An 18,697-nucleotide genomic window follows, 5' to 3' on the forward strand; every position below is an offset into this window, starting at 1 on the left:
CCTGATCAAGTGGGCGGGATCCGAGGATGGTCGGAAGATCCCCGCGCGGGCGGGGACGACACTTGATTACCTGGGAGTTTAGCGGGCGATAAGGGTGAAATACATCGGTCCGTCTCGGACGAGGGTCGAGACCGATGTCCTCCGACCTTGCGGTGCGCGACTGCACGAGACCACGCCAAGCCCTCGTGGCCTTCGCCCTTCCAGCCCGCTTCCTGCCGATGTCATCCGGAACAACCGCGCGATGCGTCCGCTGCCACGCTCCGCTCGTCGTCAACRCACAGGAACATCAGCAACCCGTCGTGCCGCAGCCCAGAATGTCACCTCTGTCGAGGACCGATATCGGTACAGGTCGGCTGCAGGCTCCCAGTCGCCGAGCTGGGGCAGGACGATGGCGACGCTGTACGCCGGGGCCTCGGCGCCGGTGCGGCGACCGGAGCTGAGAGAGGGCATCGCAGCGCTACCTCACACAACCAGCGCCAACTACAGTCCGTCAGGACATGCTGTGACAGACGGTCACGACCCCATGTGACAGAGAGTGAAGAAATCCGGGCCCATCTCATCCGGAATGATCATGCCCCATGGCACGGTCGTGCGGAATGAGCACACAATGAGCACACATCGACGATCATCGATGTGAAAAGACTAGATCAAATTCATAAACCCGCAGGTCAGCGGGATGTTGATCGAGCCGACGAGGGGACTCGAACCCCTAACCGCCCGATTACAAGTCGGGTGCGCTACCAATTGCGCCACGCCGGCGTGGATCTCCACGATACCCGACCTGCCGGTCCGGTCGCCTGGCCAGCGGCGGGACCTGACGGTCTCCCGGCGACGTGGCGCGGGCTGGCCGCCGCGGAGTGCGGCGCCCGGATTCGCCTGACACACCTGGTAGACCAACGTCGTCCAGACTCCTGGCGCCGCTCTTCGCGGCCGGTCGTCGGGCGTGCGCCGAGAGCCGAACCAGCGCCTGCGCCAGGCTGACCCACGCAGGTATTGGCCCGTCATCTGGGTCAGCTAGCCGCATCGGCCAGGAAGCGGTGGACGTCGTCCGCCTGGGCCTGAAGGGCGGCCTCGGTCTGGGGAGTGAGTGGGCCGAGGGGCGACAGGACGACCTTGCCGGCAGGCATGGTCCAGGTTGCGGCGGCTCGGCCGGCTACCAGGGCGATCGGACGGAAGATGCCGTTGACCGTGACGATGCCGCGGTGTGGGCCGGTCACCCAGTCACGGGATGCCCAGCCGTGGAGCACCGGGTCGAAAGGGCCGAGGAGCCGGGATGGCAGCGCAGCGAGTTCCGTCACGGCCTGATCGGGCGCGTCCTCCCGGAGTCTCGCACCGCTGCCGCCTCGGGTGACCGCTTGGCCGTCGTCCAGGGTCTCGACCAAGCTCGATTCCGCCGCGAGGGCGAATCCGCGACGGGCGTCGCGCAGCGGCAGGCCCGACCAGACGGCCAGGTCCCGAGCGTCGGCGGGGCCGTGGCCGGCGAGGTAGCGCACCGCGAGGTCCGACAGCGCGGCGTCGCGATCGATGCTGTCGTCAGGCAACGCGGGCGCGGCCGGGTCGCCCGACGGCGGCCGGGCCTCGAAAGACGCCGACGAGACCGGAGCAGCGAGATCGCCGAGCCAGTCGCGGGCCAGCACATAGGCCTGCTCTGCGCCCGCCATCGGGCCGCGGACCACGATCCCCCGCAGACTCGCATAAAAAAGAATCATGATGAGTGCCTGCCGCGCGACGGGTATGCCGGCTCCGTCGAGTAGATCGCGCAGCTGTCCACGAGTCAGCGGGCCTTCGTCGGCCAGCGCCCGTTCCACGAGCTGCACACCACGTTCGGCGTCGGACGGCGACACCCCCTCCTCGGCGAGCCGTCGGTGCACGAAGCCCTCGTGCCGAGGCGCCGTGAGCGCATGTAGCCAGCGGTAGTCCTCGGCACGGACGAGGTGCAGCGTTCCACGGTTGAGCCAGGTCACCACGATCTTCCGCTCGGCGAGGGCTCGGTCGACGTCCGCGACCGTCAGACCGGCGGTGCGCGAGCGCACCGCGAGCCGTAGGCCGCGCATGTCCTGCGCCTGGACAGCAAGCACCCGGCCGACCGCCTCGACAACCGCGGCGACCCTCGTCGTCGAGCTCTTCCTGGTCGGCAGCGGTTCGGCCAGCAACTGAGAGGTGAGGCGCCGCATCGCCACCGCCGGTGCGACATCCGCGGTTGGGGTCTTGCTCGCGGTTGGGGTCTTGCTCGCGGTTGGGGCCTTGCTCGGGGTCGGGTCGGTGCGTGCCATGCCTGCCAGCATCCCGCCCGGATACGACAGAAGACCCCGGCCGAGGCCGGGGTCTTCTGGCTGCGGCCGGGGTCTTCTGGCTGCGCAGTGGAGCTGGCGAGCAGGTGGGCCACGAGCCGTCCGCCGACCGGATCGCCCGTTCCGCCGTTACGGTCGAGGTCCGGCTTGACCCGCCGCCCCCCGCGAACGGTGGCGGGTCAAGCCGAGTTCAGGTCGATCGGAGTGAGCGTCGGGATGACGGTCTATCGGTAGAGGCCGTAGCGCTGCTTGTCCAGCTGGCGGCTGGTGCCGTTGGCGTAGGACTCGGTGCCATCGGTCGTGATGCCGCTGCCGTTCGTCGACGGCAGGATGCGGACCCGCTCCGTGAGGCCCTGGAAGTAGTAGGTCACGGTCACCGAGACGCCCATGTAGCCCCAGTTGGTGTTCTTTGCGACGCCCCAGTCCGAGTAGTTGGCGTTGCCCAGCCAGTTGTGCGACACGATCCGGATCCGAGAGGTGTTGAGCTTGTYGCAGTCGGTGAACGAAATCGTGACGCTCGCGATGAACGACTTCGAGTCCCGGGCCACCCAGACGCCGGAGTAGGCACTGCCGGAGGTGTTCGACGGGCAGTTCGTCGTCGCGCCGCCGCTGCCGGCGAACRCCGCCCCGCCAGCCGACGTCGGCACCGGCTGCTCCACCGCGCCAGGCGTCACCTCGGCCGTGTTGTCCGGCTGCGTCGCACCCGATGCGGCGACCGCCGGCGCCGGCGTCGCCGCGTCACTGGTGCTCTCCGAAGAGCACGCCGCGGTGGCGACACCCAGCGCCAGCGCGCTGACGACCATCGCCGTACCGACCCGTCGGGACACCGAAGCGAAAATGCGGTTCATTACTACTGCTCCTGTCAGATGCGCGACGCCTTTTGACGTCGCGGCGCGGAAGGAGGTAGGTACCCCCGAATTCCTGGCCGTGGTCTCCCGCCGGCGACGTCTCGATATTCCCGACGAACGCTTTCCCGGCGGAAGGGAACCCGTTCCCGTCCGTACCGGGAACATCTGGGATCACGCTCCTACCCGCGGCCGGAGCGCGCAGGAAAAGTCCAGCTCAGCCGACCGGAAGGCCGGGCGAGAAGGGAATACCCAGGCGCTTGTCGCTCGGCCGACATGGAGAGGAAGAGCGGCGGGAATAGCTTTCAGGCCGCGTGCCACAGCGGCTCAGTGCCACCACGGAATCGCCCCCTAAGGGCATCGCCACCGCCCGGCCCGGCCGCCCGGCTGACACGCCCCGGCGCATCACAGGCATCACGGGCATCACCCGGCGCCCCCGTCGTACCGCGTGCGCACACCCAGCGAGAATGGGAGATGCGGCATCCGGTCTCCCGGACGGCGTGGCTGGACGATGGGGCTGGATGAGCCGTCCGGCGGACGGCCGCGTGGACCTGCCTGCCAAGGCGGCCACACGCGGGCGGCGTCGGCGGACGGCGTCACGGACCAAGGAGGCGGCGCGGGTGGAGATTGTCGAGTTCCGGCCGGAGCCCGAGCAGTTCGCGTGGACGTTCGGTGGCGCGCCGCCGATCCGGCGGGTGCGGCCGGGCACCGTCCTGCGGTTGTGGACGGAGGACGCGTTCTGCGGACGGCTGCGGACGACGTCCGATCTGCCAAGCAGCGCGTTGATGATGCCGTTCGTCAACCCGCAGACCGGTCCGTTCTACGTCGAGGGCGCCGAGCCAGGCGACACGCTCGTTCTGCACCTCGTCGATCTCACTCCGGCACGTGGCTGGGGCGCGTCGACGACGATCCCGTTCTTCGGCGGCCTGACCGGTACGGACCGGACGGCGACTCTTCAGCCGCCACTGCCCGAGCGGACCTGGATCTACGAGGTCGACCAGTCGAGGGGCACCGTCACCTTCAGCGCGCTGACAACCGAGTTCCAGGTCGACCTGCCGATGTCACCCATGCTCGGCACGGTCGGCGTCGCGCCCGCCGCCTACGAGGCCCGTTCGGCGCTGGTGCCCGACCGGTTCGGCGGGAACATGGACACTCCGGAGATGCGGGCCGGCGTGACCTGTTATCTCGGGGTCAATGTTGAAGGCGCGCTGTTCTCCGTCGGTGATGGTCACTACCGGCAGGGCGAGGGCGAGGCCTGTGGGACGGCCGTCGAGGGCGCGATGGACGTGACGCTGATCGTCGAGCTGGTCAAGGGACGGGCCCCACTGTGGCCACGGCTGGAGAGCGACACCCATCTGATCACGATCGGGTCGAGCCGGCCGTTGGAGGACGCCTGGCGAATAGGCCAGGTGGAGATGGTCAACTGGCTGTCCGAGCTGTATGGGCTGGAGACGCTCGACAGCTACCAGCTACTCAGCCAGATCAGCGAGGCGCCGCTGGCCAACGTCGTCGACGTCAACTACAGCGCCCTGGCCAAGGTCGCGAAGGCATACCTGCCGCCGGCCACTGCCTACGACGGCCTGCACCGTCATCTACGCGAACTGGCCGCCCAGATCCCGGCGCCCTGATCAGCAGGTCGGCACGCCCCAGAAGCGGAGCACGGCGGTCGTGAAGAAGCCGGCGCGGTAGCAGGTCGGCGACGCCGACGGTGCCGGCGCGGCGCTCGGCCCGGCGGATGGCTGGGTGCCACCACCCGAGTCATGCGAACCGTCGCCCGAGTCGCCGGGGCTGTCCGCGCCACCGCCGGACCCGGGCCCGGCGGTGGCGACGGGCTGACCGGGCGCTGGCGTGGCGATCGGGGTGGCCTGTCCATCGGTGATCGGCGTGGCCGGCACCGCGGCGCCGGCGAGCCCGGGAATCGCTCCCTCAGGCCCGCCACCGCCAGCCGGACCGGCATTCGCGCCGGGCGCCGATCCGTCGGCCTCCCCGCCATCGCCCGCGCCGCCCGGACCAAGATTCCCTCCGCCGTCGGCCAAGGCGGCACCGCCCGGTGCCCCGGCCGCGGCATCTGGCCGAGCTCCCGGTCCCCGGGCGCCCCCGTCGGCGCCACGTCCGACGGCCAGGATGGATAGCCCACCGATCGCCAGGGCAAGCACCACGGCCCCGGCCACCACCACCAGCGGAAGCGGCCCCAACTGCCGGCGGAACAACCCGCCGCTCCGATGCCGCGCCGCCACCGGCACCTTGGCCGGCACCGGCACCTCGTCCGACATGGGCACCTCGGCCGACACGGGCACCTCGGCCGACACGGGCACCTCGGCCGTCGGCGCGGATGCCGGCGGCCTCATCGGCCAGGCGGCGGACTCAGGTGGCTGCGTCGAGCCCGTGAACGCTGTCGGGCTGTTCGCCCGCGTCCGACCGGTCGCCCCGGTTGGACGCTCCGGGCCGGTTCCCGGATCTGGGACGAGGGCCGCGACGGTGGGCTCCGCGGCGGCTCCGGCCTGGGAGCGACCGACGATCGGCTCGAGGGAATCCGCGTCCACGATCTCGACGTCGTCGGCCGTGTAGGCGTAGGCGGGATCCCATGGTTCGTCGACGAGCTCCGCTTCCCAGACCTCACTGTCCGGATCCGGGCCGTCGGCCCCGCGCCGGGATCCCGCGGCGGAGCCAGCGTGCGCGGCGAACCCGCCAGTGCCGCTGCTCGCGGCGGCCATCCGCGCGCCGTCGTGCCACGATGGCTGGCCGTGCCCGTCACCCATGTGTCCCCCGCCTGGGGCGACGCTGCGCTGCGGTCGGCACACCATGGCACCGGGCCAGGTGTGCGACCAGAGGGACGGCTCCCATGACGCCCGACGCCCTGTGCTCCGGTGGCGATATCACCCGGGGACAATACGGATGAAGGCCCTCTGGGCGCCACAAGACGGAGACAACGTGCCACCGTTGGTGGTACGGCCGTCGCCTCGATGATCGGCGCCCAGGACGCACCGTCGCGGCGTCCGCCCCTGGGCGGCCCGGCGCCACCGCCGCCCGGCAGCACCCCGGAGAGCGTCCGCCTGACGAATTTCGCCACGCCTGACGCACATTTCGTACGCCTGCCGAATTGTTCTGCGCAGGACGTACCGCTCGGATAGGCGCGGCGAGGTCGATGTCCCGACCAGGCGGCCGATCACATAAAGGCGGTGGTTCGCTGGCTGAACAACCGGCCGCTGCGGCGCCCATCTTTGCACGCCGACCMGACTTCTCTCGACTATCGGCACTCACCACAGAACAACTACAGAAAGATGCCGTCCGCCCACCGGCAAAGGAATCTCCTGGACTCGTCCGAGGCGGCCAGGCGAGCCCGGTACCGTTGCTCTTCTGAATCCGGGCGTATCCGCCCAGACGACCAGCCATCCCGGCTGGGCAACACTTTTATGGATCCACAAAAGATCCGCAGGTCGGCAATGACCGCGTCGCGGGTCGACTGGGGGCGTGAGACGTATGACCGGGCCAAGCCTCGGCACAGACMTGGGATTCGATCAGTTGAYTGATCTTGATACCGCCCCTGTTGACGCCGCGGACGCACCGGTCGGGCTGGATGACATTGACCGCGCCCGCGTCCGGGGCGTGCGCGACGCGCTGGCTTCGTCGTCCCAGGCAGGACTGCTGAGTGAGGTCTTCGCCGGCGTCGACGCGGCTGAGTCGCTTATCGCGTCAATCTCTCGCCACTGCGTGCTGGACCACTGCGCGCTACTCATCTTCCCGGACGACTTCGACGGCGCTTTGGGCACGCTGATCGAACTGGGCGCGACACCGGGACCGGTCGTCCCGAGTGTGATCGTCAAGGGCCGGCTCGCTGAACGTTATGGCATCCCAGCCGAAAGTCTCGACGTACGGATCACGCACGCGACGCTGGCCGGCACCGCCGCTCCGACCGTCGGCACCGCGGCTTCGGCTGTCGGCACCGCGGCTTCGGCTTCGGCCATCCACGCGACGTCGGGCGGCGCGTCGGTCCCGCCGACCGGCCGCCAGCCGACKATCGAGATGTTCATGCTGCGCAGGTCGCCGAGCCTGCCGGAAGGCCTCGTCGACCGGGAGCGTGGCCTCGAGCTGGAGCGGCACGTCGCGCTGCGACTGGTGGAACCGGACCCGATCGTCATTCAGGGCCTGCGCTGGGTGCTGCGCGAACACGCCGGCTTCGGCTGGGACGGCGGCGGCTACAACCCGCACGACAACGCCGAGGCCGGCGGCACCTCCGCGCTGTACTTCCTGGGCTGGACGCGGGACCCGGCTGGCGGCGCGCCCCGCCGCCAGCGCATCGAGATCAAGTTCCACGGCGCCTTCCCCGACATCACCGATGCCCACGTCGAGGCGGCCCGCGACGAGTCCGCCGTCGCGTCGGCGGCGGTCGCGGCGGCCCGAGCGGCGGCGGCTCAGCGGATGCCCGCGCCGACGCCGATGTGGCCGCTGGTGCCCGCGCAGGCCCGGTCGTCGTCGCGGGCGGCGGGTAACGGCGAGCAGGCCGGGCGGCGGTTCGACCTGGAACGCCATGAGGCGCTGCGGGCGGAGGCCCGGCGCCGGGCGGCCGACCGGCGCCCGGCGCCGCTCGGCGACCTCGCCCCACGGCTGCGCGAGGAGTGGCGGCAGCGGCTGCGCGCCGCCGCCAAGGTCGCCCGTATCTGATCCCGCCCTCACGCCCGCCCTTCCGTAGCTGCCTCCCCGTCCGCTGCCTCCCCGTCCTCCCCGTCGCAACCCCGTACCGGTATCGCGCCCTACCGGTGTTGCGACACCGCGACATTGCGACATTGCGACGGGACCGTTCTCGGGTATCCGGCGGCCGATGCGTCGGTCCGTGTGAGAGGGATCGCCGGCGGGTCGGGTGGCTGTCCGGCCGGACAGCGGGCGTCAGTGCGGATCTCGGTACGAATCTCAGTGCGACGTCAGTGCGGATGTCAGTGATGATGAAGCGGTGGGACAAGGGCTTCCGGCCGCCGGTGGCGGCCATTGGGTGAACGTCGCCCCCGAGCGGCTGGCCGGCTGGTTCGACCGGTTCGCCGAGCGGCATGGCTCCGTCGTCTGGTCGGTGTCTCCGGAGGCGGTCATGGGGACGGCGGCCGACGGCGCCCTCGCCGACTGCCAGGTGCCCTTTCCGCCGCTGCTGGCCGCGACCGCGATGGACGCGTCAGCGACCGGGGCGGATGCGTCCCCGGGGCATCTGCTCGCCGTGCACGCGCTGGCCGACCGGCGGGTCGGGGTGTTGCTGGTCCGGCTCGGCGGGTATGCGGCGGGCGTGTTCGACGGCTCCCGCCTGGTCGCGTCGAAGGTCGGGGCCCGACAGGTGCACGGGCGCAGCGCGGCCGGCGGCTGGTCTCAGCAGCGGTTCGCCCGGCGCCGCGACGGCCAGGTCCGGGTGGCGCTCACCGCCGCGGCGGACGTGGCGGCGGCCGTCCTGCTGCCGGTGGCGGGCGAGCTGGACGCCGTCGTCCTCGGCGGCGAACGGCGCGCGGCGGAACAGGTTCTCGACGATCCGCGGCTCACGGCACTGCGCGGGCTCGCCGTGCCGCCGTTCCTGACCGTCCCGGATCCACGCCGGCGAGTCCTCGACGAGGCACCCGCCCAGTTCCGCGCCGTGCGCATCCGCGTCGTCGAGCCGGCACTCGCCTGATAATTTCCGATTTACCCGTCATCAATGCTTTCGCATCATCGACGGGTGGCGTTTGTCACGCCGACGACTATGCGCGGCTATTCAGCCACTCACCGGCCAGCGCATCACCGGCCCGGCCACGCGCCGTGCTCGCGATTGCGGAGGAAGGGCGCGCGGCCACCGTCCGCATCATCAACAGGCCTATCCGGGCCGTCTACAGGTCGCTCGCATGCCCAAAGACGACGTGATTCACGTCACCATCAATTTCGGGTTTTACCCGCGGCCCGGCCACGTTGCATGGTGTTCGCCGTGCCCGGCGACGGGTTGGGCACCACCGGGCGGCACGCCGCGTGCCTGCCCCGCCCGGTTGAACGAAACATTCGGCAGGCCCGAGGAATGACGGCGTGACGAAGCGCCGAAGCGGGTCGCGGACCGGGATTCATGCCTGGTGGCGCGATGCCGAGCGGCCCATGGGGCCGAGCGCCGACTGGCGGCCGACGGCCGCCGACGGCGGCCGTCCGGCGGCCACAAGACAGCCAGGAACGGGCCAGCGAGCCCTAACCGCGGCTGAGGCCGGGCGAATTCCTTGGCGACGTGGGGAGGGAAAACTCTGGTGTCCACTGCGCGCAACCACCTCAGTTCGCGTCGGCTGAGGCGCCTCCTGCCGCGCCAGGCTTCATCGTCGACGCAGCGGGGGTCCCTGGGATCTCCGGGGAGGCGTCTTCGGGCCGCCGTCCTCACCCCGATCCTGGCGGCCAGCATCGGTGTCGGGCTCGCGTCAGCTCAGCCGGCGGACGCGGCCGTATCCGCGCCGCGTTTCCTGTCGGCCGTCGTTCCCTGCAAGTCGGCGGCCGACCCGGACATCCTGCGCTCCGTCACACCGGCGCACGGTGACACGTCCCAGGGTGGCTCGTCGGCGGCCGCCCGGCCATGCTGGACCCGCACCGTCGACTGATCGACGGTCATGACGACAGCGGCCGAACGAACGTTCCGGACCGAACAGCCGGCCTGACGGCGCCGCTGTGGCCCGGCCCCGCGCCTTCCTGGCGCGGGGCCGCGCCCGTCGGTACGAAGGGCCGCACGGGCCGTTGGGGCGGTCTGGCGATGCGGCGGCGGCTTCCCGACAGCCGACCGGCGGGGCGGTCAGCCGATTGGCGGGGCGGTCAGCCGACCGGCAGGGCGGCCCGCCGACGCCGGGCGATCTCGGCCAGGGCGACGCCGGCGGCCACGCCGGCGTTCAATGACTCCACGTCGCCAGCCATCGGGATCCTGACCAACAGATCGCAGGTCTCGCCCACCAGCCGGGACAGGCCCCGCCCCTCGGAGCCGATGACGAGCACGAGCGGGTCGGTCGCGGCCTCCAGGTCGTCGAGGCTGACATCCGCGTCGGCGGCCARCCCGACGACCACCAGCCCGCCGTCGGCGAACGAACGCAGCGTCCTGGTGAGGTTGGTGGCGCGCGCGATCGGCAGCCGAGCCGCGGCGCCGGCCGACGTCTTCCAGGCCGCGGCCGTCATCCCGGCGGCGCGCCGCTCCGGCACGGCCACCCCCTGAGCTCCGAAGGCCGCCGCGGAACGGACCACCGCGCCCAGGTTGCGCGGGTCGGTCACTCCGTCGAGCGCGACGAGCAGACCAGAGGTGGCGGCCCGCGCCCGCTTGAGCAGGTCGTCCGGGTGTGCGTACTGGTAGGGCGGGATGACCAGGGCGAGGCCCTGGTGCGGCGCCACGCCGCAAAGCCGGTCGAGCTCGGCCCGACCGACGTCGACGACCGACATCCCGGCGCGGCCGGCGAGCTTGCGGGCCTCCGTCAGCCGCTCGTCGAACTCCAGGCCATTGGCCACATAAAGAGTCGTCGCCGGCACGCCGCCCCGCAGCGCCTCGACGACGGCGTTACGGCCGACGACGAGTTCGTCGGCCTCGCCGGCTCGCCGCCCGGGCGCGCCACGCCCGGCGGCACCGGCCGACGCACCTCCCACCGGCCCGCGCCCAGCCGCGCCGTCCCGACCAGTCCTGGCACCAGCCGAACCCGCCCTGGCCCCCGCCGAACCGGCCCTGACGCTCGTCGAACCCGCCCTGGCGCCGCTTGTCGAACCCGCCCGCGCGCCGGTCGAGCCGGTCCGCGTCGCGGCGTCGTCAGCCCTGGCGACCGCGGCGGCGCGCCGCGCGGCCGGGTGGCCCTTGCGCATCTCGGCCGGTGGGGTCGCTCCCTTGCCGCTCAACGCCCGCCGGCCCTGGCCGCCTGAGCCGGCCGAGGCGCCCTTGCGGTGCGACCCGCCCTTCGCGGCCCGGCCGCCGTGGCCACCACGGGCCACTCCTCCCCCGCCGCGCCGTCCCGTCGCCATTGCTGGGTCACCCCTCGTCGTCAGCCCCGCCGGACCCCTGTCCGCGAGCCAGTTCCTGTGGTCGCGCCGTCCTGAGCGCGCGCCGTCGCCAGCGGTTTACCCAAGCACCTAACGGTAACCGATCTCGTTGGGGCTGGTGGCGACGCGGTGGGACCGGACAGTCGCCGAGCTCGTGGAGCACRCACGCCATACCAGGAAAATTGCCTATGTCCACCACGATCAGTAATCATTGGCACCATGTCAGCGCGGCCTCCGGGCCACCCGTCCGTACACGTGGTCGAAACGACCACTCCGCGAAGCCGGGCGAGGCGATGATCGCATACGCGACGCCTTACCTCGTGATCGTGGGCATCGACGGATCGGGCCCTATGCTGCGAAGATTCTCCTCTAGCCGGCCCCGGGCATCCGAGCCGGTCGGGGAGACGCCGCAAGCACCGCGGCGGGCGGGAGGCACGACAATGGTTGCGCGCACACCGTCCGGACGCGGCGGGGGTCGGGCAGCCATGCCGTCGACACCTGTCCCGGCCCGGCCTGGAGTGACCTACGCGATGGGACTCCCGGACGCGGGATGCCGACACAGCCGATGCATGGGACGCCGGAGAACGGGATGACCGTGGAGCACGACGCCGCCGGAGGCTACGACGTCGGCGAGTCCGGCTATGCCAGGGGGGCCGGCTATGGAGGCGGGTCCGGCTATGACCCGCGCGAACGCGGCATGCCGGAGAGAGGACGGTCCCTGATCGACGAACGCACCGGCCGCTGCCCACGCTGCATCGCCGCCATCTACGACGACGACCGCTACTGCGAGGCCTGCGGGTTCTCGCTGGTGGGTCCGCCGGTGGTCAGCGGCGACTCCGACCACCGGGAGAAGGACCTCGGCGCGATCGCCGGTGTCAGCGACCGGGGCGTGCGGCACACGAGCAACGAGGACGCCATGGGCGTCGCCGAGGTGTTCGGGACGTTGATCGCCGTCGTCTGCGACGGGGTGTCGACGACACCCGGCTCCGCGCAGGCGTCGTCGGCCGCCGCCGCGACCGCGACCGCGATCCTCGCCGACGCGATCCGCGCGCACGGCCCGGGGCGTCCCGTGGCGGTGAGCCGCGGTGGCGGGCGCAGGCCGGGCGACGAGATGCTCGACGTCCTCGAGCCGTCGGACGACGAATACGGCGACGAGCCGGCCACCGTCCCGAGCGCCCTGGTCGGCGGGTTCGGCCCCGAGGAGGCCGAGCTCGCGCTGCACCAGGCCGTACACGCCGCGCAGGAGGTGATCGCGGAGCTCAGTGCCGCCGAGGGCCGGATGGCACCCTCGTGCACGATCGCCGCCGCGATCATCTCGCCGCCGACCGTCGACGGGCCGAGCACGGTCACCGTCGGCTGGGTGGGCGACAGCCGGGTGTACCTGCTGGGCCCACGCTGGTCGGAACGGCTCACCGCGGACGACACCTGGGCCGCGGAGGCCGCCAGGGCCGGCCTCATCCCGGCCTCGGAGGCCGAGACACACCGGCGTGCCCATACGCTGACCCGGTGGCTAGGGGGCGACGCGGAGGATGTGGCCCCTCATACGGCGGTGTTCCCGATCGAGGCGCCCGCGACGGTGCTGGTCTGCAGCGACGGGCTGTGGAACTACGCGTCCCGGCCGGACGTCATGGCCGCGATCATCAACCAGCTGCCGCCGGAGGCCGAGGCGGTCGAGGTGGGCCGCCACCTCGTCGACTTCGCCATCGACCAGGGCGGGCACGACAACATCACCGTGATCGCGGTCCGCGTGGATCGTTGAGCAAGCTGTTACCCGGCGGTCACCTGACCGTCCGCGCGAGTAAGCACGKGCGGGTCAGTGCCAGTCGCCCGGAAGCCGCTGCGACACTGGAGGCGTTGTCGTCGGCCATCAGCTCGGGGCTCGCGGCGACCAGGAAGGCAACAAGGCAACCTGTCGGCTCCTACAGAAGCCGGTGCAGATCCATAATCCAACAACGGGTACGGTTCGGCAGAGGAAGCGAGGTCGGCCAGCGTGACGGGGGGTCTCTCGGCGCCCGGCCGGCCAGGACCGTCCGGGTGAAGGTGATCAGGTGAGCGCACGCTGCCCGGAGGGGCACCTGTCCCAGAATCCCGACTACTGCGATCAATGCGGCCTCCGCATCACGAGTGGTCAGGACAGTTACGGCTATCGGTCGGACGACCGTGGCGCGCAAGTCGGCTCCTACGGGGGCGGCTCGGGCCGTGGGGGCGGCGGCGGGGGCGGTTACGACCCCCTCGGCATCCGCCGTGGCAGCGACCCCGGTGGTCGCGGCCCGGCCCCCGGCGCTGATCCGTACGCCGCCGACCAGTACGGCGGTGGGTATCCCGCCGGCGACGAGTACGGCGGCGGCGGTGAGAGCTACGACGACCGCACGGCCCGCCCGGCATACGGGTCGGACTCGTACGACCAGCGCGGCAGCTACCCGCCACGTGGCCGCGGCGAGGGTCGGGACACCCCGGAAAGCCGCGGTGGCTACGCGCCGCGTGGTCGCGACGTCCGGGACGAGCCGGACGACGGCTACCCGGCCCGCGGCGGCCGGGAGGGCGCGGACGGACGGGAACGCGACACGTTCACCCGCGGCCGCGACGGCGGCTCCGGTGGGTACGCGCCGCGTGGCGGGCGAGAGGACTACGGCCGCGACCAGTACGCCCGTGACGGCGGCGCTGGCGTCCCTGGCGGTGCTGGTGTTCCCGGCGGTGCCGGTGGCTACCCGCGCGGTGGTCGGGACGACGTCGCCCTCGACCGGGACGGGTATGGCCCTCGAGGCGGCCGGGACGGCGCCGCCGCGCCGCCGGCCGAGCGCGGATACGGCTACGAGCCGGACCCGCTGGGCGTCGACGACCGCCCGGCCGACCGGGGGGAGCGCGGCGCGCGGGGCGACCGTGCCGGCGCCGGCCGCTACCCACAGTGCCCGAACTGCCGGGCGTTCCACGAGCCAGGCGCCCGGTTCTGCGAGAACTGCGGCCTGGACTTCACCACCGGCCATGTGCCCGGTGCCAGCACCGGGCAGGGCGGGCGACGCCAGACCGGCCCGCCCAGGGACGACGCCGACTACGGTCAGCCCGTCATCACCGGCGCGGCGGCCAACTGGAACGGTGGCGGCGGCGGAGCGGTGGCGACGAGCTGGGAGGCCGTCGTCGAGGCGGAGCGGGAGTACTACGACAGCGGCGACGACCATCGGGTGCCGTTCCCGTCGTTCTACCCGCGGCGGGTGTTCCCGCTGAGCGGTCCTCGGCTGCTCGTCGGCCGTCGCAGCGAGTCCCGCGGCATCCACCCGGACATCGACCTGTCAGGTGCCCCCGAGGACCCGGGCATCTCCCGGGCGCACGCGATCTTCGAGCGGCAGCCGGACGGCGGTTACGCGCTGCTCGACCCCGGCTCGACGAACGGGACCCGGCTGAACGACGAGCCGGACCCGATAGAGCCGAACGGCCGGGTACCGCTCCAGGACGGCGACCGCGTCTACCTGGGCGCCTGGACCCGCATCACGGTCCGCGCCCGCTGATCCAGAACGCCCCAGAACGGCCAGGCAGTCAGGTCAGGCCCCGCATCGTGTCCCACCACGGTGCGGGGCCTGACCATTTGACGCCGCCCGCAACCGAGCTGGCGCCGAGGCGCGCCTCCGCGGAGCCCTGCCCACGAGCGAAGTGAAGTGGTCCCACGAATGCGTGTGACTGTGAAGTGGTGACGTTCAGCGACGGGTGACCGTGCTGGCGCCGAGGCGCGCCTCCGCGGAGCCCTGCCCACGAGCGAAGTGAAGTGGTCCCACGAATGCGTGTGACTGTGAAGTGGTGACGTTCAGCGACGGGTGACCGTGCTGGCGCGGAGGCGCGCCTCCGCGGAGGCATCCCTACGAGCGAAGCGACGTAGGGGTGCCGCAGCGGAGGTCGCCGGAGCGCACGTGAGCGGAGGAGGACGGCGCGCGGAGGTCCCGTGGGAGCGAAGCGAGTACGGGGCCGGAGCGCGCCGTCCGCACGGAGCGAACCAATGTCACAGATGCCAGCGCTGGCCTTCGGGGGTGTCGTCGACGATGATGCCGGCGGCGGTGAGGCGGGCGCGGATCGAGTCGGCCTCGGAGAAGTCACGGCGGGCCCGCGCGGACGAGCGCAGGTCCAGAACGATCTCCATGACGCTGTCGAGCGCGGGACGAAGCTCAGCGCCGGCGGCCGGCCACTGCTCGACCGGGTCGAGGCCGAGGACGGCGAGCATGCGCCGGGCGACCACCACCCAGCTGGCGAGCTCGCGGCTGTGTGCCTTGGCCAGCACCTGGTTGCCCTGGCTCACCGCGCCGAAGAGCGCCGCGAACGCCCGTCCGATGCTGAGGTCGTCGTCGAGCGCCCTGGCGAAGTCGGCCCACAGCGCCGCCGGTGTCGTCTGGGGCGCCGCGTCCGCGCCGGCCGTGCTCTGGCCGCCCCTCGCCTGCCTGCCCTTGGCGCTCTTCCCCCGGGCTCTCGGCTCCTGGTGCGCGGGCGCGGCGGGCCCCTCGGTCGCCAGCGCGGCCGCGGTCTCCGGTCCGCCGAGGATGTCCAGGGCGTTGCGGACGAACGTCTCCACCCGGTCGTACGCCGCCGCCGACTCGGCGAGCGTCGCGGCGCTGTACTCGAGCGTCGAGCGATAGTGCGCGGAGAGCAGGTGGTAGCGCAGCACCTGCGGGCGCACCTGCTCGAGCACGTCGGTCACGAAGAACGAGTTGCCCAGTGACTTGGACATCTTCGTGCCACCGGTCGTCAGCAGCCCGGTGTGCATCCAGTACCGGGCCATCTCCGGCTCGGCCGGCAGGCCCCCGTGGCCGGCGGTCGCGCACACCGTCTGCGCCCGCTCGTTCTCGTGGTGCGGGAACACCAGGTCCAGGCCGCCGCCGTGGATGTCGAACACCTGGCCGAGGTACTTGCCGGCCATCGCGGAGCATTCGAGATGCCAGCCGGGCCGCCCGAGGCCCCAGGGGGATTCCCAGGCCGGCTCGCCGGGGCGGGACGCCTTCCACAGGGCGAAGTCCCGCGGGTCGGCCTTGCCCGGCTCGGCCTCGGGCGAGGCCTGCATGGCGTCCGGCCGCTGGTTGGACAGGGCGCCGTAGTCGGCATACCGGCCGACGCGAAACCACACCGAGCCGGCGCCCTCATAGGCGAAGCCGGCCTCGATCAGGCGGGCGATCAGGGCGTGCATCTCGGGTATGTGCGCCGTCGCCCGTGGCTCGATCGTCGGCGGCAGGATGCCGACCGACCGGTAGGCGTCGTCGAACGCCCGGGTCTCCCGGGTGGCCAGCTCCCAGACGGAGATGCCCTCCCGGCCCGCGTTGGTGATGATCTTGTCGTCGATGTCCGTGACGTTCTGTACGTACGTCACGGCGTATCCGGACGCGAGCAGCCAGCGCCGCAGCAGGTCGAAGGCGACCGCGGAGCGTAGGTGGCCGACGTGCGGGCCGGACTGGACGGTCGGCCCACACACGTAGATGCCCACGTGGCCGGGGCGCAGCGGCTCGAACGGCCGCGCGCGCCTCGTACGCGTGTCATACAGGTGCAGGCTCACCTGTCAAGAATACCTACGGGCCAGCTCGTCAGGCGCCGAGTGTCCTGTCGGTGATTCCGAGTCCGGGTATTTGGCTGCRCTCAGCCGGTCGTGAGGATTCGGGTGGGAGCCACCCGGATAACGACGCGGACGGCGTCTGGCTCGTCCCACTTGTAGGGCTCACCGGTGTACTTCACGGCAAGACGGTCGATGAGCTCACGACCGCCGTCCTCGGACAGCGCCGCCGTGCCGCGTACCTCGACATACGAGTACGGGTCGCTCTGGTCGAGGAACATCAGCGCTACCCGCCCGTCGCGCGCGAGGTCGCGTTCCTTGGCCCGGCCGCGGACCGTCGAGAGCAGCAGATCGTCACCGTCACGCTCGATCCACAGCACCGTCAACCGCGGCGAGCCGTCCGGCCGCAGTGTCGCCAGGGTGACATAGGTCGGCGCGTCCGCCAGCGCCCTCACCGTCTCCGGCAGCCGTACACCCATCAGCGCGCTCCAAGAGGAACCACCCGGCCAGCAGCCGCGCCCAGCGACGACCCGTCCCGGCCACTTGCATCCAGCAAAGGTTGGGCTTTTCGGTCAACCTTCCCCATCGCGGGCCCGACGCCGGACTAGGAATGCCAAGTTGGCATCTCGCCCGTGCCGCCGCCGTGGCCGGGCCGACGGGGCGGACCGGCCACGCGGCCGGCTCTACAGCCGCGCGACCAGGGCCGTGGCGATGGCGGCGAGGCCCTCGCCCCGGCCGGTGAGCCCCAGGCCGTCCGTCGTCGTCGCGGACACGCTGACCGGTGCGCCGCTGAGTGCCGCCGACATCGCCGCCGCGGCCTCGTCGCGCCGCTTCGACATCCGCGGCCGGTTCCCGACGACCTGAACGGCGACGTTGCCTATCGTCCAGCCGTCGGCGGCCAGCAGCCGGGCGGTCTCGCCGAGGAGCGCCGTACCGGACGCGCCGGACCACTCCGGCCGGTCGGTGCCGAACACCTTGCCGAGGTCACCCAGCCCCGAGGCGATCAGCAGCGCGTCGCAGGCCGCGTGCGCGGCGACGTCGCCGTCGGAGTGCCCGGCGAGGCCGGTCTCGCCCTCCCAGGACAGGCAGGCGACCCAGCAGGGCCGGCCCTGCTCGAACGGGTGCACGTCGACGCCGACGCCGACGCGCGGCAGCGCCACCGGGGCGGACGGCGCCGCCGGGCCGGGCGCGGAGGCGGGCGCGGTCACGACGACCGGCCGGACTCGGCCAGCGGCCGCCGGGCCAGCAGCGCCTCGGCGAAGATCAGGTCCGCGGGCCGGGTCACCTTGAACGCCTCGTCCGCGCCGGGGATGGTCGCCACCGGCACTCCGAGCCGCTCCACGAGGCCGGCGTCGTCGGTCACCGCCGGCTGGCCGTCCTCCTGGCTCGCGTAGGCCGCCTCCAGCACCTCCCGGCGGAAGCCCTGCGGGGTCTGGACCGCGCGCAGGCCGCCGCGCGGCGGGGTGCGCAGCACCCGCCCGTCCGCGTCGACCTCCTTGACGGTGTCCGCGAGCGCCAGCACCGGGATGACAGCCGGATGCCCGCCGAGCACGGCCCTCGCGACCGCGTCCACGAGCGACGGCGGGGTGAGCGGGCGGGCCGCGTCGTGCACCAGCACCACGCGGATGTCGTCGTCGAGCGCGCGCAGCGCGCCGCGCACCGAGTCGACCCGCTCGGCGCCGCCCGGCAGCACCCGCACATCGGGGCCGAGCAGCCGGCTCACCACCTCCACCAGGGTGGGCGGGGCGGCCACGACGATCTGCGACACCAGATCGGCCGCCAACAGCGACTGCACCGCGTGCACCAACATGGGGCGGCCGCCGAGCGGACGCAGCGCCTTGGGTACCCCGCCGCCGAGCCGCTCGCCTCGGCCGGCCGCCGGCACGACGACGGCGACCCGCGCGTCAGCCGCGTTCGCCCCGGTCACCGCTGACCTCGCTTGATCTCAGACCTCACCAGAATCCAGACCGATCAGGAGGCCGCCGACACCCCGGCGATCCCCGCCAGGCCAGCCAGCCACGTCCTGAGACAAGAAGAACCATCCCGCCGGGCCACCCCAG

The 18,697-nt window shown here is 72.3% G+C and carries 13 protein-coding genes, 1 tRNA gene and 1 pseudogene; 6 read left to right on the plus strand and 9 right to left on the minus strand.

Annotation, left to right across the window (positions count from 1 at the left end; translation table 11 throughout):
- Positions 1-686 precede the first annotated feature (686 nt).
- The 3 genes from BCD49_RS27120 to BCD49_RS27130 all read right to left on the minus strand — a co-directional run bounded on the left by BCD49_RS27120 (position 687) and on the right by BCD49_RS27130 (position 3,139).
- Positions 687-759 (minus strand) — tRNA-Thr (locus tag BCD49_RS27120).
- Between the two features lie 251 nt (positions 760-1,010).
- On the minus strand, positions 1,011-2,273 hold the full coding sequence (locus BCD49_RS27125) for a winged helix DNA-binding domain-containing protein (protein WP_007512300.1): 1,263 nt from the start codon (positions 2,271-2,273) through the stop codon (positions 1,011-1,013).
- A 242-nt stretch (positions 2,274-2,515) separates the two neighbouring features.
- On the minus strand, positions 2,516-3,139 hold the full coding sequence (locus BCD49_RS27130) for a hypothetical protein (RefSeq protein ID WP_071042051.1): 624 nt from the start codon (positions 3,137-3,139) through the stop codon (positions 2,516-2,518).
- Positions 3,140-3,756: 617 nt separating this feature from the next.
- Here BCD49_RS27130 and BCD49_RS27135 point away from each other — a divergent pair.
- Positions 3,757-4,764 carry an acetamidase/formamidase family protein gene (locus tag BCD49_RS27135; protein ID WP_007512303.1) on the plus strand — a complete coding sequence of 336 codons (1,008 nt, stop codon included), beginning with the start codon at positions 3,757-3,759 and terminating at the stop codon, positions 4,762-4,764.
- Here the strand turns inward: BCD49_RS27135 and BCD49_RS27140 are convergent, their stop codons facing one another.
- The gene (locus BCD49_RS27140; protein ID WP_007512305.1) at positions 4,765-5,895 is read right to left on the minus strand and encodes a hypothetical protein; all 1,131 of its coding nucleotides are present in this window, start codon (positions 5,893-5,895) and stop codon (positions 4,765-4,767) included. It abuts the gene before it with no gap.
- A gap of 763 nt (positions 5,896-6,658) precedes the next feature.
- On the opposite strand from BCD49_RS27140, the gene BCD49_RS27145 reads away from it, so the two are divergent.
- Together BCD49_RS27145 and BCD49_RS27150 are read left to right on the plus strand one after the other, a co-directional pair.
- Positions 6,659-7,798, plus strand: coding sequence for a hypothetical protein (locus tag BCD49_RS27145; protein ID WP_131803576.1), 1,140 nt, complete (start codon positions 6,659-6,661; stop codon positions 7,796-7,798).
- Between the two features lie 286 nt (positions 7,799-8,084).
- The gene (locus BCD49_RS27150) at positions 8,085-8,780 is read left to right on the plus strand and encodes an acVLRF1 family peptidyl-tRNA hydrolase (RefSeq protein WP_035924501.1); all 696 of its coding nucleotides are present in this window, start codon (positions 8,085-8,087) and stop codon (positions 8,778-8,780) included.
- Between the two features lie 1,142 nt (positions 8,781-9,922).
- On the opposite strand, the gene rlmB is transcribed toward BCD49_RS27150, so the two are convergent.
- The gene (gene rlmB, locus BCD49_RS27160; RefSeq protein ID WP_007512312.1) at positions 9,923-11,101 is read right to left on the minus strand and encodes a 23S rRNA (guanosine(2251)-2'-O)-methyltransferase RlmB; all 1,179 of its coding nucleotides are present in this window, start codon (positions 11,099-11,101) and stop codon (positions 9,923-9,925) included.
- A gap of 607 nt (positions 11,102-11,708) precedes the next feature.
- Between rlmB and BCD49_RS27165 the strand changes: the two genes are divergently transcribed.
- The 3 genes and pseudogenes from BCD49_RS27165 (at position 11,709) to BCD49_RS27170 (ending at position 14,622) form a co-directional block, all read left to right on the plus strand.
- Positions 11,709-12,878, plus strand: a complete 1,170-nt coding sequence (locus BCD49_RS27165; protein ID WP_007512313.1) for a PP2C family serine/threonine-protein phosphatase — start codon at positions 11,709-11,711, stop codon at positions 12,876-12,878.
- A 148-nt stretch (positions 12,879-13,026) separates the two neighbouring features.
- A pseudogene (locus BCD49_RS46510) lies at positions 13,027-13,113 on the plus strand (hypothetical protein); the annotation flags it as partial.
- A gap of 54 nt (positions 13,114-13,167) precedes the next feature.
- Positions 13,168-14,622 (plus strand): FHA domain-containing protein, encoded by a 1,455-nt coding sequence (locus BCD49_RS27170; protein ID WP_007512315.1) that lies wholly within the window; start codon positions 13,168-13,170, stop codon positions 14,620-14,622.
- Between the two features lie 485 nt (positions 14,623-15,107).
- On the opposite strand, the gene cysS is transcribed toward BCD49_RS27170, so the two are convergent.
- From cysS to ispD, 4 genes are all read right to left on the minus strand, one after another.
- Positions 15,108-16,643: a cysteine--tRNA ligase gene (gene cysS, locus BCD49_RS27175; protein ID WP_007512317.1), complete on the minus strand. Its 1,536-nt coding sequence runs from the start codon at positions 16,641-16,643 to the stop codon at positions 15,108-15,110.
- An 80-nt stretch (positions 16,644-16,723) separates the two neighbouring features.
- Positions 16,724-17,116 (minus strand): PPOX class F420-dependent oxidoreductase, encoded by a 393-nt coding sequence (locus BCD49_RS27180; protein ID WP_007512319.1) that lies wholly within the window; start codon positions 17,114-17,116, stop codon positions 16,724-16,726.
- Between the two features lie 204 nt (positions 17,117-17,320).
- Positions 17,321-17,845, minus strand: coding sequence for a 2-C-methyl-D-erythritol 2,4-cyclodiphosphate synthase (ispF, locus tag BCD49_RS27185; RefSeq protein WP_007512321.1), 525 nt, complete (start codon positions 17,843-17,845; stop codon positions 17,321-17,323).
- On the minus strand, positions 17,842-18,564 hold the full coding sequence (gene ispD, locus BCD49_RS27190; protein WP_007512322.1) for a 2-C-methyl-D-erythritol 4-phosphate cytidylyltransferase: 723 nt from the start codon (positions 18,562-18,564) through the stop codon (positions 17,842-17,844). The genes ispF and ispD overlap by 4 nt, the downstream gene beginning before the upstream one ends.
- Positions 18,565-18,697: the final 133 nt, after the last annotated feature.

It is taken from the genome of Pseudofrankia sp. EUN1h (assembly GCF_001854645.1).
Classification (GTDB): Bacteria; Actinomycetota; Actinomycetes; order Frankiales; family Frankiaceae; genus Pseudofrankia; species Pseudofrankia saprophytica.

Coding starts and splice junctions, on each gene's coding strand:
- BCD49_RS27165 (WP_007512313.1), top strand. CDS start 11,709: ATGACCGTGGAGCACGACGCCGCCGGAGGCTACGACGTCGGCGAGTCC.
- BCD49_RS27180 (WP_007512319.1), bottom strand. CDS start 17,116: ATGGGTGTACGGCTGCCGGAGACGGTGAGGGCGCTGGCGGACGCGCCG.
- BCD49_RS27125 (WP_007512300.1), bottom strand. CDS start 2,273: ATGGCACGCACCGACCCGACCCCGAGCAAGGCCCCAACCGCGAGCAAG.
- BCD49_RS27140 (WP_007512305.1), bottom strand. CDS start 5,895: ATGGGTGACGGGCACGGCCAGCCATCGTGGCACGACGGCGCGCGGATG.